This window comes from Alicyclobacillus fodiniaquatilis (genome assembly GCF_042678105.1).
Lineage (GTDB): Bacteria > Bacillota > Bacilli > Alicyclobacillales > Alicyclobacillaceae > Alicyclobacillus > Alicyclobacillus fodiniaquatilis.
In genome coordinates this window covers 15,401-30,061 of the sequence record NZ_JBHUCX010000083.1, presented here as the reverse complement: position 1 = coordinate 30,061, position 14,661 = coordinate 15,401, and the positions used below count along the sequence as shown (strand labels likewise).

The following is a 14,661-nucleotide window of genomic DNA, read 5'->3' as shown; positions in this document are numbered from 1 at the left end:
TGATTGTGACCATTATCTCGCAGACTTCGTAGATTGACAAATCACAGGGCCAACAGGCAAGGAGAAACGAGTTCAAAAAGAACGGGTTTCATCAACGACACACTGCGAAAATCCTTCTTTAAAGAAGGCCTGTCATATCAAGCGGCTTCGTTTCCCGCAATACGCTGGAACTGACGGCATCATCGTGATCGTGCGTTTCTTCTTCCAAATAGTGTGGGTCAATCTCCAGTTTCTTTTCAATGTCAAAGGCATGGACGCCAAGCACTTTGTCAATTTCAATTTGTGATTTCTGCGTCTGATAAATTTTTGCGTATGGGTTCATGGCACGTAGCCGCTGCGTCAAATCATCCAACTTGGAAGGGGTGACTAAGTCTACTTTATTGAGCCATGTCTTCTTCATCCTCTTCGTCTTCATCGAAATCCCAATCTTCCACAACGGGTAGCGGGTCCGGAAAGCTTGCCCAATCCAACGCCATCTCTTCGGGCGTCAGCAAACAATCATCCAATGTCTTTGCAAGTGTGGACTGGTCCATGTCGATGCCAATGAACACAACTTCATTGATGCGGTCCCCCCATACAGGATCAAGTGTTGCTGCCCATTCAGGTTCCTCGGAAAAAATAGCGGCCTGTTCTTCTTCTGGAAATGAGGCAACCCAGTAACCGGAAATGCCAATTTGAATGGAGGAGCCGGCTTGACTGAACAGAATGGCCTGGTCATTGCGGGTGGCCAACCACATCATGCCTTTGGCTCGGACAATTTCAGCTGGCCAATTTTCCAACCATTGCGCCAGCCGCTCGGGATGGAATGGCAGTGTTCGGCGATAGACGAAAGAGCCAATCCCGTATTCCTCGGTTTCCGGCGTGTGCTTTGCAAGTTGCAGTTCTCGCAGCCAGCCAGCCGACATGCTTGCCTTTTCAAAATCAAATCGGTTGGTGTTGAGCAGTTCCCGCGCATCGACACGACCATGGGTGGTTCGAATGATTTGGGCTTCCGGTTGCAATTTTTGCAAGATTTTTTCCAACTGCGCCAAATCTTCTGCGGCGACCAAATCACATTTGTTCAACAACAGCACGTCACAGAACTCGATTTGATCGATCAACAAGTCCACCACTTCTCTGGCATCTGTTTCATCAATGCCTTGTTTTCTGTCGACAAGGCTTTCGCCAGACGAGAAGTCATGCCAGAAACGGTGGGCATCCACCACGGTGACCATGCAATCCAGATGGCAGAACGTTCCCAGGTTGATGTCTAGCTCTTCATCTACATAAGTAAAAGTCTGCGCCACAGGAATGGGTTCACTGATGCCGGAGGATTCGATGAGAATATAATCGAAGCGTCCTTTCAGCGCCAGGTTGCGCACTTCTTGAATGAGATCTTCGCGCAGTGTGCAGCAGATACAGCCATTTGTCATTTCCACCAACTGTTCTTCTGTTCGCGAAAAGCTGTCGTTTCGTTTGATGAGATTTGCATCGACGTTGATTTCGCTCATGTCATTGACGATGAGGGCAATGCGCATACCCTGCTGGTTGTGCAAAAGGTGGTTCAACACCGTCGTTTTGCCTGCGCCGAGGTAACCGCTCAAGACGGTCACGGGAATTGTGTTGTCGTTCATCTCTGCACTCCTATACCGGACAGAACTGCCAATCAAGATTTGAGAGGGATGTCCATTTTTTAATTCGTTATTATTGCGATTTACGAACGCTTTGGATTATACCACTGACGTCGGGTGGTGTAAATCATAATAATTACGATTTGTCTGCATGTACCCTTTCTTCTCGCATATGGATTACAGACAAGCGAGAAGGAGGGACATTCATGCAACTCATTTACGCAATTCCGGCCGCCATGGGATTGGGCGCGCTGCATTCATTGGAACCGGGACACGGCAAGGGGATTCTTTCCGCTTATCTCATTTCCAATCGGGGCAAGACGAAGGATGCGCTCTTGTTGGGCGTGATTTCGGCTGCATCTCACACACTGTCCATTTTGTTGCTGGCTCTGGTGAGCACTTTATCTGTGAACACGTGGGCGCCTCAGCAGTTGATTTTCCTGATTGAACTTTGTTCGGGCACAATTGTGACCCTCATGGGCGCGCGTATGCTCTATTACCGGTTTCGTCCACAAGTGGTGGTTGTCAGGAAAATTGGCGACGCGTCTGGGGCCAGCGAGGCCCACCATCACCACCACCATCTCTTTCATCATCATGACGATCACGGCGACGAGGCGCCTAACTCGATGTATCGTTTGTGCATGGTGGGCTTCTTTACAGGACTCATTCCATGTCCCAGCGCCTTGGCCATTCTGGTCGCTGCCATCGGCATGCATCAAATACAGCTTGGCTTGGGTTTGGTTGTCGCGTTTTCGGCAGGGATGGCGCTGACCATGTGCACAATCGGCATGATTGTAGTGCAGACCGGGGATTCTATCAAACGGCTTGAGCATTGGCGGATTGCCGACATGTTGGCGACAGTGTCTTCTTTTCTCGTTTTCGGGCTAGGCTGCTTTGTCCTGTACGGCGCGTTTGAACACATATTCTAGCGAGGCATTCGGTATCACCACCCTTGATGTTTACAGCATGGCCGTGATCGACCATTCATTCTCTCTTGCAAAAATCGTAATGCTTACTATTTACAAATCGAAATCATTCTGATATTATCCGAAGCGTGCAATTTGAGCCGTTCACTAAAGACAAGGGGAGAAATAAGAATATGCAGAACCGCTTCGGAAATACAGCAGCCATTGCCTCCGTCACGATGGTCGCCGCGCTTGTGGCAGGATGTGGCACAAGCGGAGGCAACAATCAATCTACGAATGCCTCCCACTCTGCAAGTGCAAAGGTGATTAAGGCAGTCGGAGCAGAAAACGAATATGCGAACGTCATTCAGCAAATTGGCGGCAAGTACGTTTCTGTTACAGCGATTATGAGCAACCCAAGCACAGATCCGCACGATTACGAGGCGAGCACCAAAGATGCTGCTGTCGTCGGCGCCGCGACGCTCATTGTGCAGAACGGCGTTGGATATGATGATTTCATGGGAAATCTGGAGTCTTCTGCTCCGAATTCAAACCGCGCGGTCATCAATGTTGCCGATGCTTTACACTACGGCAAGAATACAAAGAATCCACATTTGTGGTATCAGCCGAATACGATGCCCAAAGTGGCGCAACTGATTGCGAATGAATTGGCCAAGCAGGATCCCAGCGAGAAATCGTACTTTAATGCGAACGTAAAGAAATTTGATGACTCTTTAAAACCTTGGAAACAGGAATTGGCTACTTTGAAGTCGAAATTTCCGAATACAGGCGTGGCTGTGACAGAGCCTGTCGCAGATTACTTCCTGCAAGCCTCTGGCATGGATATCAAAACCCCTTGGTCATTCCAGGCTGCGATTATGAATGGCGTGGACCCATCACCGCAGGATGTAAAAACTCAGGAAGAACTGTTTAACGACCACAAGATCAAGGTATTTTTGTACAATCAGCAGGCAATCACCGACGTGACGAAAAAGTTTTTAAGTCTGGCCAAAAAGGATGATATCCCTGTTGTCGGGGTATATGAAACGATGCCGCTGAGCCATACTTATCAAAGTTGGATGGAAGCTGAAGCAAAGGCGCTTGAGAATGCGCTTGAAAATGGAAAATCAACGGAGACGATTTCGTAATGCAAAAAGATAACGTGCTTGAGTTGAATCAAATTGGGGTTCGCTTCGGCAATCGTACGGTATTAGAACGCATCCATGTGGAGATAAAGGCTGGTGAATTTGTCGGCCTGATTGGCCCGAACGGGGCTGGCAAAACGACGCTTTTGCGCGTGATTCTGGGCCTCTTGTCCCCGAATCATGGACAGGTCAGCGTCAACGGGAAACCTGTGCGCAAAAGCAACCGCGCCATCGGTTATGTTCCGCAAAAAATCCATCTAGATCCCGATACGCCGCTACGCGGACGGGATTTGGTCGGCCTTGGGCTGGATGGCCATCGTTGGGGCGTGCCTCTGCCAAGCCGCTCGCGCAAAAAGAAAATCGATGAAGTGTTAAGCGCAGTCGATGCGCTACGGTTCGCGGATGCGCCCGTCGGCAAATTATCTGGTGGTGAGCAACAGCGTCTCTTAATCGCGCAGGCGCTCTTGACAGATCCTCAAATTCTGCTTTTGGATGAGCCATTGTCAAATCTGGATATCCGCAGCGCACATGAAGTTGTCCGCTTGGTGGCGGATATCAGCAAAGCGCGGGGCATTGCGGTCATCCTTGTCGCACATGATATGAATCCGCTTCTGAGCAGCATGGATAAAGTCTTGTATTTGGCAGAAGGGCATGCGGCGATGGGGACGGTTGACGACGTGATTCAAAGTGAAGTTTTATCCCAGCTATATGGGTACGATGTTGAGGTCTTGCGTGTGCGCGGACGAGTTCTTGTTGTGAGCGGTCAGGATACTGATGGTGGTGTCATGGATTTGACCGGTGGGTCTCATTGTGACGGTCACGAGGATGTGAGCAACCTGTGAACTCGCTCTTTCACTACATATTTGCCCCTGGGATGTTTCAAAGCAGTGAAGTGGTTCACGCGTTGCTTATCGGTGTTGTCGTCGCGGTCATCTCCGGTGTGATTGGCGTGTTTGTCGTCGTGCGCGGTCAGTCATTTGTCGGGCACGTGCTGACAGATATCGGCGCTGCAGGCGCTTCGGGTTCTTTTTTGGTCGGCATCAATGCATGGTACGGTTTTATATCGTTTGGCGTTCTTGCTGGTGTTGGTGTCGAATTGCTAGGGGACAGAGCGCGCAATCGCGATATTGCCACCGGTATTATTCTTTCATTCGCCATGGGATTAGGCGCGCTTTTTCTGTACTTTGACGCACACTTCACCAGTAATGCCAATGCGCCAATGCTGGTCTTGTTCGGTTCTATTTTTGTGATAGACCCGGGTGTGGTTCCCGTTGTCATCATCACTGGTCTGGTCTCATTGCTGGTCTTGCTCTTGATTTATCGACCACTTTTGCTTTGTTCGGTGAACCCGGAAATTGCGCAGACACGCGGCATTTCCGTGCGTATTGTCAGTATTCTGTTTATGATTTTGCTGGTGATTGCCGTAGAGGACGGATCCATTATCATTGGTTCGTTGCTCAGCACTGCGCTGATTATCGGTCCTTCAGCGACAGCCATCCGGCTGACGCAGAGAATTGGCGTGGCTTCATTGCTCTCGGCTGCCATCGGCGCTTTCGCCACTTGTCTTGGTATCGTGCTCGCTTATGACAGTTATCTTTGGCCGCCAGCACATCGGGGCTGGCCAGTCAGTTTCTTTGTCGCCTTTCTCATTCTCTTGTTTTATCTGCTGTCTCGTTTTTGGCCTTCACAGCAGGCAAAGGGAAGTTTGTCTGTGCACAAAGGGGTGGCGTAACGATGGGACAGGCATGGCAATTGATTTTTCCAAGTGAACTGTTTACGTTGCCGTTTATGTTCCACGCGTTTCTGAGTGGAACCATTGTTGCAATACTCGCTGGTTTGACCGGTTTTTTTGTGATTTTGCGCAGTTCGTCCTTCGTGGCGCACGTTCTGCCAAAGGCGGGCTTTGCTGGTGCGGCTGGCGCCGTTCTTCTGGACATGAATGCGATTGTCGGATTGATTGTATTTGCGGTCGCGGGTGCGCTCAGCATCGGTTTTTTGGGCAAAAGCGGCCGACACGACGTCGTCACGGCGTTGACTTTGGTGGCGGCATTGGGTAGCGGCGCATTGTTTCTCACTTTGAACAACAATTATGCCATCGGCGCTTATGCGTTGCTATTTGGTCAGTTGGTCGGCGTCAGTATCAATCAAGTGGTGCAAACAGCGCTGCTTGGCATCCTGTGCGTACTCATCCTCGGTTTTCTTTACCGACCGCTGTTGTTTACATCCGTTATGAAAGACAGCGCCGAAGCGCGCGGCGTCAAAAGCGATCGTTTGGAAATGGCCTTTTTGGTGGTTGTCGGTTTGGTGACCGCTGTCACAGTGCCTGTGGTCGGCGCGTTGCTCTCGTTCAGCTTGATGGTGGGGCCAGCTGCAACAGCGCGCTATTTGACACATCGACCAATCAACGCGCTCATTTGTTCTGTCACCATCTCCGTTTTGACCGTCTGGATCGCACTCATAATGGGTTATGACACCAGTTGGCCAATTGGGTTCTTCGTCTCTACCATCACCGCGGTGCTTTACGGTGTCGTGCGTGTGGCGACTCACCGCAGGGAACATCGCTCGCTGCGTGCAGATGGGGAGTCGTCTGTGGCGTTAGATCACGCCTTTAGCAAGGAATAAGCCGCTTTTTCAGGCGCGGCCGAGCAAGGGGTTCAGTGTTGCTCGCGCATGGCGCGCGGCGTCAGCGAAACAAATAGGATGGGCGCCACCATGCTCGTGAAAATGGCTACGAGAATGATGGCGTCAGCAAATGTCTGCGGCAATGCGCCAATTTGCACACCAATTTGCGCTGCAGCGGCAATCAAACTCAAGCGGGCTGACAGCAAAAACCCCCCGGCCAGCGCCTGCCGCCAACCAAAGTGGCGCACCATGTGCAGCGCAGGCACAATTTTCACCACGAACGCCACCGCAATCAACGCCGGTATCCAAATGATGGCCTCGGTTGACCGCAGTGAATGAAAGTCAAAGTCTAATCCAACAGAGATGAAAAACAATGGAATGAAAAAACCGTAGCCAATGCCATGGCTGTAGTCGCGCAGTTTCTCCTTGAACGAGAAAGGCAGCGCTGAAACCAACATCCCCACGAGAAAACTGCCCAAAATCGGTTCAGCGCCTGTGAAGTCCGCCAAAGCCGCGGTGACCGCAAGCAAGGCGATGATGGCCCGGATGCGGATTTGCACATCGCCAGCGAAACGGCGCAACCAGGGCGAGCGCTGGACGGATCGCAAAACGATGTAAATGATACAGGCGAAGGGCACGATGGCCAATGTGAGCAGCACTTGCGTCCAACTGCCCGATGTTTGGCTGCTGATGAACATCGACAACAGGAGCATCGTCAAAAAATCGGCGATCAAAGCGCTGACCAAGAGGGATTGGCCAAACGATTGATGGAGCAGTTTCGCCTCCTCCAAAATCGGCAAAATGACGCCGAGTGAAGTGGTAGAGAACAGCAGTGCGAGCATATACGGATTGGTTCGCGGGGGTGTGAAATGACACAGCAACAGGGAGATGCCAAAACTGACGAGCAACGTCATGCAGAAAATCGAGAGGCCCATCGGCAGAACAGATTGTCCATTTTCTTTCCACTTGCTCGGCCGCAACTGGTGCACGTCCACTTCCATGCCAGATACATACATCAAGAACAGCAGGCCGAAGTCAGCTAAATGGTTCATCCAGTTGGTTTCTTCACTCGTCAAATGAAACATATGTATCTGCAGAAGCATGCCAAATATCAGGTAACCGACTGTGGAGGGAACACGTAAAAGTGGAATCCGGGAAAGGAGGGTACTGAACACAAACGACGCCGCTAGGACCAGCAGAAAAACAAATAACGTATCACTCATTTTGGTACACCCCCCGCTGATCAAACATATGTTTTGCGGGAGGACACTAGCACAAAAGTGTACATGTTCATTTGGAAGTTAGGCGTAGGAACTGTTTTGTCAGTCTACTGCGTCGTGATTCTGTATCATGCTATAAATATGAACGAGCTGTTGATGAAACTGTGTGCATTGTTCAAACTGCATGCCAATTTTCTCTGCCACGTGAATGGAGGCTCCGTTCGCGGGCTGGATGATGCTTATCAGTCGATCACGCTTGAACGCTGTGAATCCTATATCGCGAAACAAACTTGCCGCTTCTGTCGCAAACCCGTGCCCCCAGTAGCGTTTAGCCAACCAGTAGCCGACTTCTAGTTCCATAGATCCGGCAACCTCTTGCGGTACGAGACCGGCATGTCCAATCGGCCGCTGTGTCGCTTTGTGGACCATCAGCAACACACCACGTCCCAGCGCCGATTTCGCCAACCAGTAGGGATAGTTGGTTTTGAGGGATGTTTTCGACCGCACCTGACCGTCGCCGATGTGGCGAACGACATCTGGGTCTTGCCATAAGTCCACGTAGAATTGAAAGTCATCCCATGTATAGGGCCGGAACAAAAGCCGAGGTGTCTCCAACATGCACTATCCCTCCTTTGCAACCGATTTTGCTTACTCAAGCTAAACACAAATGTCCATTTTCGTCAGGATAACAGCGTATAAATTTGCTGTACGATGACAACGCAAGTGACCAAAATGAAAATTGGCCGAACATAGCGCGCGCCTTTGCGAATGGCGAACTGGGAGCCAACGAGCGCACCGATGACCATACAGGCGCCGAGCACGAGCCCATCCTCGTAATGTACCGCGCGCAGGAAAAGAAACGCTGTCAAGGCGCCTAGATTGCTGGCGAAATTTAATGTGCGCGCATTGCCGCTGGCATTGACAAAATTGAACCCTAAGAGGACAAAAATCATCATCAAAAACGAACCTGTGCCTGGTCCGAAAAAACCGTCGTAAAACCCGACGACAAGCGCTGCAAGGCAGGTCCATATGAACGTGCGCGAGGTTAAGTCCGGTCGTTCGGTATTCAGCCCGAGCTTCTTGTTCCACAGTGTGTAGCCAGCAACCACGACCAACAAACCGAGGACGAGCGGGCGCAAGAAAGTCGATGGCAAATGGTGTACGACAATTGCACCAACGACGGCACCGATGACGCCGAGTGGAAATGCAGGCGCGATGAGTCTATAAGTGACTTTGCCCGAACGCAGGTAGGACAGTGTGCTTGTCAGCGCTGACAGCGTGCCAGCCAGTTTATTGGTGCCGAGTGCTGCTGCAGGAGGCAAGCCGACAAGTAAGAGTGCAGGCAGAGAGACTAGACCGCCACCTCCGACAGTTGAATCGATAAATCCTGATAGAAATCCACAGATTGCAAGTATTATCCAAGTGGTGAGATGTGTATGTAACAAATATGATCCGGCCTTTCCGCTGAACTTGTTCATTTTAACTTGCATCGCTGACTGTGACAAACAGTTCTATTTCGCGGAACCATGTTTTGCCGAAAGACCTCTTTTGAGATACCCTTCGAATACAACTTTGGAAGTGATACAACATTGTCATTCCATTACTTATAGGGGGGAGGAAAGGGAGTGACAAGCACGGATTGGGCGTGATCGAAATTTAGAAATGAGATGCATGGACCAAGACGAGAAAAACATGCAGTGTTAACTACCTGAGTTCCTTTTTGTGGACTTGGACAGACCCTACCCGTCCTCATTGGTCGCGGCTACTTCCCGTTCAACATCCACGATATCATCGTTCGGGGACTGATCTTTCATGCGAGCCAAAGCTGCTTCGTACTCGATTTTAATTCGTTCTTTGCCATACACGCGCTCAAGTCTCCGAATCATAAAGTGTCCACGCGCAATACGTTGGAAATGAGCTATAAATAAATAATTAAGGCTAGCTGCTGTGACTGCTCCGATGACGGGTACAAGCTCAGCAACCATTTTTTCCGTCAATTGAATGCCAAATCGTTCAGCTATCTTATTCAAAAACTTTGCGACGATTGGGGCGGTCTCATCCGTTACCGTGTTCGAAGCGAGATATTCTGCTGCTGTTGTAAGCTCATCCGCCATAGCACGTCTAATCAAAAAATACCTGCTGGTATCAATCTTCTCTGTCCCTGTAATGTTCGACGTATCCAAGCCAAGCACAGCAATACAAGCCAAACGGGACTCGACTGCGGTAAGGTCTTCTCCTTCTTCACGTGCAACTTCCGCGATCGAACGCATCATGATGCCTGTAGACAAAGATAGTTCGGCTGCCATAGTGGCGCCGCCGAAAAAACCTCCAGTTGCCCCTGTTGCGACGACTAAACCTTTGTGTAAGAGATTGCTGGCCTTTTTAAACCGTTTTTTCGTATCCACTGTCAATAGAACCACTCTAAATGCAGCTTCAAAGCAGGCTTGTGTATATTCTCCAACCTTGCTCTTCACAGGAGCCGGAAGTGATTTCAATGTCAATTCGGCGGGTTTTCCAATCACCTTGGATACTTGAGCTGTAAAAGTTGGAAACTCTAAGATTCTTGCGGCACATTGTAGATCTTGCATATCTTGTTCCGTCATTAGAATCGACATGTCGTCTTCTATTCTTCTAGTCATCATACGAATATTCTATCAAAATGCAGAACAAATCCTCAAATACAAAACTCATAACAGGACTTGTAGTATTCCAAAAACCCTGACCATTGCTCACACTTCTTTGCCATGTATGGAATCGACTGCAACAGACAAGCTAATTGTCAGACAGATAAACACTCTGGTTTGTGTACAGTCATTGTCATTGTTCCGCAATGACCAGTTGGGCCATGAATGCATCAATGGCAGCGCGGATGGTGCGTACGGTGGATGGCACTACGTGGGTGTTCGATTTTATTTGCAGAACAGGAGGTCATGGTATGCGGCTTTCGCGTTCATTCGCAACCGGGATGGCACTTGCTATTTTCATGGGTGCAACTGGATGTGGTACGGCAAACAACCAAACAGGCGCACTCGTTTCCAAATCCATGACGTCATCGAAAAAGACATCGACATCTGGATGGATGCTGCATAAACCGGAGCACCCGGGCATCCCGGCGACTGTCCGGTTGAATTCGCTTGAACGCAGCAATTCTTGGTACACAATTGATATGGCAAGCAATGAGATTGGCTATCGTTGGGGCTTTCTCAACGGTCATTTCGCTATGGAGCGGACGGAAGACGGCGGCCAGAATTGGAACAGTGTCGCACTGCCGATGACGTTGACGCTTGCGCAGATGACACCAGGCAATGGCCAATTGATCAATCCCAACGTGCAAATACTCGATGAGACAACGGTATATATGTTTGCGGTTTCTGGGCACCAACTCATCGCGTTGCATTCGGCAGATGGGGGAAGCCACTTTTCAACAAAGCGATTGCCGCTTGCCACGAATGGTTTGCGCATAGAAAGCGTCAATTTGTTAGGCGATACGGATGGATGGATTTTACTGCGGGGTAGTGGGCAAGATGCGGCGACCCACCTGTTATATCACCTGACGAACGCAGCGACCAAGGCGACAAGTCAGCATGTCACAGCTGGGGCGACGGACGCCGGATTGCCAGCCAGCGCACAAGCTGTCGTACGTTTCACTAATCCAAAAGACGGCTGGTTGCTTGCCACTGCGACAGATGGGAAGTTGAGATTGTACGCCACGGCTGATGGCGGAGCCACATGGAGAATGAGAAACTTGGCCGCGCCAAGCGAGCTCGACGGGTATAAAGCTGCCCGCGTGTACACGCCGGTCATCCTTGAGCAGGAAGGGACATTCGTCGTCAGATATACGCGTACAGGAGCGCAATCGCCTGTGAAGACCGTGGTTTTTCGCTCTCGCGACAGAGGGGTGCATTTCACCGGGCAAATCGTCAATGAACTCAATGATGCCATGGCCGATTATACGGGGCAGCCTGTGTTTTTCGCCACGCCGGACTACGGATGGAGTATCAGTGACGCACGTTTGGTGATGACGCGCGATTCTGGAACCAGTTGGAAAACGATACATGCCCCCGGTTTAGAGACCACATTGCACAGTTATCCGCGCGTGTTGGCGCTTGACTTCGTATCGGATTTAAGTGGCTTTGTTCTCTTGCAGTCGCAGGACTACAGGAAGACGCAATTGTTGCACACAGATGATGAGGGATCGAGTTGGTCAGTTGTTCAATCGTAGATCGCCATGGGTGAATGCGTTTTACATCCGTATACATCGTGAACGTCAGGCAGCGCGGATGGCGTAGCACAATGCGTCTATGATTTATACGTAGAGTAACAGTCCAATGTTCGCTTTCGAGGAAGCGGATATTGGCGCGTTTGAACAAAGTCGCATTTGCCCATTGTAGTTGGTCGAACGGTATGGTTCTATAAAAATAGAGCATCTCGGTTAAAAATAAGGAATAGGATGGACAAGCACGATGAAATCGAAAAATTGTGGAGGGATTGTAAATGTCAGATATCACAATTCGCGTCAATGACAATGGTCCGTACAAAGTTGAAGGAACAGTCAAATTAATTGATGCAGATGGAAATGAATTTCAGCACAAAGAAAAATTCTATCTGTGCCGATGTGGATTGTCGAGCAACAAACCTTTTTGCGACGGAACGCATGGAAAGCAAGGATTTCAGGATGCGAGCCGAGCAAAATAGACTGGTGGCATAGGGAATAGCGCATTTTTCTCCTGAATCTCTTTACGCTACTTAAAACATCTCGTTGAAATTCGTCCAATTTCAAAAGGAGCTTCCATGATGTCAAACTGTGAGACCTATGAAAGCGCGTTGAATCATGTGAATACGTTTTCAAGCCCTGCGGATTTGCGCATTACAGACATCCGTTTTGCGGATATTTACGGCGCGCCGATGCACTGTAGCTTGATAAAAGTCTATACCAACCAAGGGCTTATCGGCTTCGGCGAAGTGCGCGACGGCGCCGATAAAGTGTACGCGCAGATGTTGAAAAGCCGTCTGCTCGGTGAAAATCCTTGCAATATCGACAAACTGTTTCGACGGATCAAACAATTTGGCGGTCACGCCCGTCAGGGTGGCGGTGTCAGCGGCTTGGAGATCGCTTTGTGGGATTTGGCAGGCAAGGCGTATAACATTCCTATCTATCAAATGCTGGGTGGCAAATTTCGCGATAAGATCCGTATGTACTGCGATACGGACGTCGCAGGGAAAGATACCGGCGCCGCCATGGGTGAGGCCCTGAAAAAACGGATGGAAAAAGGGTTCACCTTTCTGAAGATGGATCTCGGCATCAATCAAATCATTGACCATCCTGGCACGTTGAGCGCGCCCATCGGGTTTTTGGAGGAAATGAAAGCGTTGTCCAAGGCTTGGCGCAACCGGAAAAACCTTTCGGAAGATGAGGTGCGTTACCTGCGCAACCGCCAGTATGACCATCAGAACATCGCCCATCCATTTACGCACACGCATGTCACGGAAAAGGGACTCGACATGCTGGAACAGTACGTCGCTGACGTGCGGGATGTCATCGGCTATGAAGTGCCGCTCGCCATCGATCACTTCGGTCACATCGGACTGGAAAACTGTATCAAGCTTGGTAGGCGGATCGACAAATTCAATCTGGCCTGGATGGAAGATATGATTCCCTGGCAGTACACGGATCAATATGTGCGGTTGGCCAATTCGGTCTCGACGCCGATTTGTACAGGGGAGGACATTTATCTAAAGGAAAATTTCAGGCCGCTGTTGGAAGCGCGCGGCGTATCTGTGATTCATCCAGATGTGCTCACATCCGGCGGCATTTTGGAGACCAAGAAAATTGGCGATCTCGCTCAAGAACATGGGGTCGCTATGGCGATTCACATGGCCGAGAGTCCGATTGCCTGTCTGGCCGCCGTGCATGCCGCTGCGGCGACGGAAAACTTTCTGGCCTTGGAATATCATTCAGTGGACGTGGACTGGTGGGATGACATCATCGTCAGCCGTCTGCCCAAGCCGCTCGTGCAAAATGGATTCATCACTGTGCCGGACGCGCCGGGGCTTGGCATTGAGGCATTGAACGACGAAGTCATAGCCCAGCATATCCATCCTGACATCCCTGGCCTGTGGGAACCGACGGATAGCTGGAACCATTACTGGTCGAATGATCGACTGTGGAGTTAGCAGAGTTCACTCATTATCAGATTGACGAAGTTACTTAGGCCATGATTGATATCAAAGCGAGGTGCGCGTATGAAGTTTGACGATGCTGAAGATATTCGCCAAATCACACCGTTGTGGCAAGGTGAGCGATTTCCAAACGGCCGTCCAAAGGTGCCGACAGACATTCTTCGCAGGATGCAAAAAATCACGTTGGAGGAAGCGTGGGGGCCGCTCTGGCAACGAGGGTATCGGTATCAATTCGAGGGCGATTTGAAAATCATTCATCCCGACAAGGTAATTGTCGGGCGGGCGGTGACGGCCGTTATGGTGCCGAAGCGGCCGGATTTGCACGAAACCCTACTGCAATACGGACACGAGCAAGAAGGGCGCAAAGGGTTTTTCAACCAGTGGGTGATTGATTCACTGGAGGAAGATGACGTGGTCGTGGTCGATATGTTTGACAAGGTGTACGAGGGGACATTTGTCGGCGGGAATCTTTCGACGGCCATCGCCACACGCACAAAACGCGGTGGCGCGGTGATTTGGGGCGGCATTCGCGACACGCAACAAGTCGTCGAGATCGAAAACATCAATGTGTTTTATCGCGGGAGCGATCCGACGGCGATTGGGGACGTGACGCTGGTGGGCATGAACGGCCCTACACGTATTGGCCGCGCCGTCTGCCTGCCGGGGGATGTCGTTCTGGGCACGCCGGCCGGTGTGATTTTTGTCCCCGCGCACTTGGCAGAATTGACCGTGGTGAACGCGGAGAAGTCGCAGGTGCAGGATATTTTTGGCTTTGTCCGTTTGAAAGAGGGCGTCTATACGACGGCGCAAATCGACGCATCGTGGAGTTTGGCGCTTTGGCAAGACTTCTTGCAGTGGTTTCAAAACGAAGACAGCGCCGCAAGCTATCGGCATTTGACATGGGATGATGAATTAAACGAGGCGCGTCAAAGGGACGAGCGTGGACCAAACAGCGATGTTCGCGTATAACGGGAGATAG

Annotated in this window: 15 protein-coding genes; 9 read left to right on the top strand and 6 right to left on the bottom strand. The window is 50.4% G+C overall.

Features of this window, described 5'->3' with window-relative positions; genetic code table 11:
- Positions 1–118: 118 nt before the first annotated feature.
- Together ACFSB2_RS19710 and ACFSB2_RS19705 are read right to left on the bottom strand one after the other, a co-directional pair.
- Positions 119–400 (bottom strand): CobW family GTP-binding protein, encoded by a 282-nt coding sequence (locus tag ACFSB2_RS19710; RefSeq protein ID WP_377944810.1) that lies wholly within the window; start codon positions 398–400, stop codon positions 119–121.
- The gene (locus ACFSB2_RS19705; RefSeq protein ID WP_377944809.1) at positions 378–1,613 is read right to left on the bottom strand and encodes a GTP-binding protein; all 1,236 of its coding nucleotides are present in this window, start codon (positions 1,611–1,613) and stop codon (positions 378–380) included. The genes ACFSB2_RS19710 and ACFSB2_RS19705 overlap by 23 nt, the downstream gene beginning before the upstream one ends.
- A gap of 203 nt (positions 1,614–1,816) precedes the next feature.
- On the opposite strand from ACFSB2_RS19705, the gene ACFSB2_RS19700 reads away from it, so the two are divergent.
- The 5 genes from ACFSB2_RS19700 to ACFSB2_RS19680 all read left to right on the top strand — a co-directional run bounded on the left by ACFSB2_RS19700 (position 1,817) and on the right by ACFSB2_RS19680 (position 6,282).
- The gene (locus ACFSB2_RS19700; RefSeq protein ID WP_377944807.1) at positions 1,817–2,539 is read left to right on the top strand and encodes a HoxN/HupN/NixA family nickel/cobalt transporter; all 723 of its coding nucleotides are present in this window, start codon (positions 1,817–1,819) and stop codon (positions 2,537–2,539) included.
- A 170-nt stretch (positions 2,540–2,709) separates the two neighbouring features.
- Complete coding sequence (locus ACFSB2_RS19695) at positions 2,710–3,663, top strand: metal ABC transporter solute-binding protein, Zn/Mn family (protein WP_377944806.1); 954 nt, start codon at positions 2,710–2,712, stop codon at positions 3,661–3,663.
- Entirely contained in the window at positions 3,663–4,502 is an 840-nt protein-coding gene (locus ACFSB2_RS19690; protein WP_377944805.1) for a metal ABC transporter ATP-binding protein, read from the top strand. Before ACFSB2_RS19695 ends, ACFSB2_RS19690 begins: the two co-directional genes overlap by 1 nt.
- On the top strand, positions 4,499–5,392 hold the full coding sequence (locus ACFSB2_RS19685) for a metal ABC transporter permease (protein ID WP_377944804.1): 894 nt from the start codon (positions 4,499–4,501) through the stop codon (positions 5,390–5,392). Before ACFSB2_RS19690 ends, ACFSB2_RS19685 begins: the two co-directional genes overlap by 4 nt.
- 2 nt (positions 5,393–5,394) lie before the next feature.
- Positions 5,395–6,282 carry a metal ABC transporter permease gene (locus ACFSB2_RS19680; protein ID WP_377944803.1) on the top strand — a complete coding sequence of 296 codons (888 nt, stop codon included), beginning with the start codon at positions 5,395–5,397 and terminating at the stop codon, positions 6,280–6,282.
- Positions 6,283–6,314: 32 nt separating this feature from the next.
- On the opposite strand, the gene ACFSB2_RS19675 is transcribed toward ACFSB2_RS19680, so the two are convergent.
- The 4 genes from ACFSB2_RS19675 to ACFSB2_RS19660 form a co-directional block, all read right to left on the bottom strand.
- Positions 6,315–7,505: a cation:proton antiporter gene (locus ACFSB2_RS19675; protein ID WP_377944802.1), complete on the bottom strand. Its 1,191-nt coding sequence runs from the start codon at positions 7,503–7,505 to the stop codon at positions 6,315–6,317.
- Positions 7,506–7,604: 99 nt separating this feature from the next.
- A complete protein-coding gene (locus tag ACFSB2_RS19670; RefSeq protein ID WP_377944801.1) occupies positions 7,605–8,120 on the bottom strand; it encodes a GNAT family N-acetyltransferase in 516 nt (171 codons plus the stop codon).
- A gap of 62 nt (positions 8,121–8,182) precedes the next feature.
- Entirely contained in the window at positions 8,183–8,980 is a 798-nt protein-coding gene (locus tag ACFSB2_RS19665) for a sulfite exporter TauE/SafE family protein (RefSeq protein WP_377944800.1), read from the bottom strand.
- 261 nt (positions 8,981–9,241) lie between these two features.
- Positions 9,242–10,105: an EcsC family protein gene (locus ACFSB2_RS19660; protein WP_377944799.1), complete on the bottom strand. Its 864-nt coding sequence runs from the start codon at positions 10,103–10,105 to the stop codon at positions 9,242–9,244.
- A 332-nt stretch (positions 10,106–10,437) separates the two neighbouring features.
- On the opposite strand from ACFSB2_RS19660, the gene ACFSB2_RS19655 reads away from it, so the two are divergent.
- From ACFSB2_RS19655 to ACFSB2_RS19640, 4 genes are all read left to right on the top strand, one after another.
- Positions 10,438–11,724 carry a beta propeller repeat protein gene (locus ACFSB2_RS19655; protein ID WP_377944798.1) on the top strand — a complete coding sequence of 429 codons (1,287 nt, stop codon included), beginning with the start codon at positions 10,438–10,440 and terminating at the stop codon, positions 11,722–11,724.
- A gap of 272 nt (positions 11,725–11,996) precedes the next feature.
- Entirely contained in the window at positions 11,997–12,197 is a 201-nt protein-coding gene (locus ACFSB2_RS19650; protein WP_377944797.1) for a CDGSH iron-sulfur domain-containing protein, read from the top strand.
- A gap of 99 nt (positions 12,198–12,296) precedes the next feature.
- The gene (locus tag ACFSB2_RS19645; protein WP_377944796.1) at positions 12,297–13,676 is read left to right on the top strand and encodes a mandelate racemase/muconate lactonizing enzyme family protein; all 1,380 of its coding nucleotides are present in this window, start codon (positions 12,297–12,299) and stop codon (positions 13,674–13,676) included.
- 69 nt (positions 13,677–13,745) lie between these two features.
- Entirely contained in the window at positions 13,746–14,651 is a 906-nt protein-coding gene (locus ACFSB2_RS19640) for an RraA family protein (RefSeq protein ID WP_377944795.1), read from the top strand.
- Positions 14,652–14,661 lie beyond the last annotated feature (10 nt).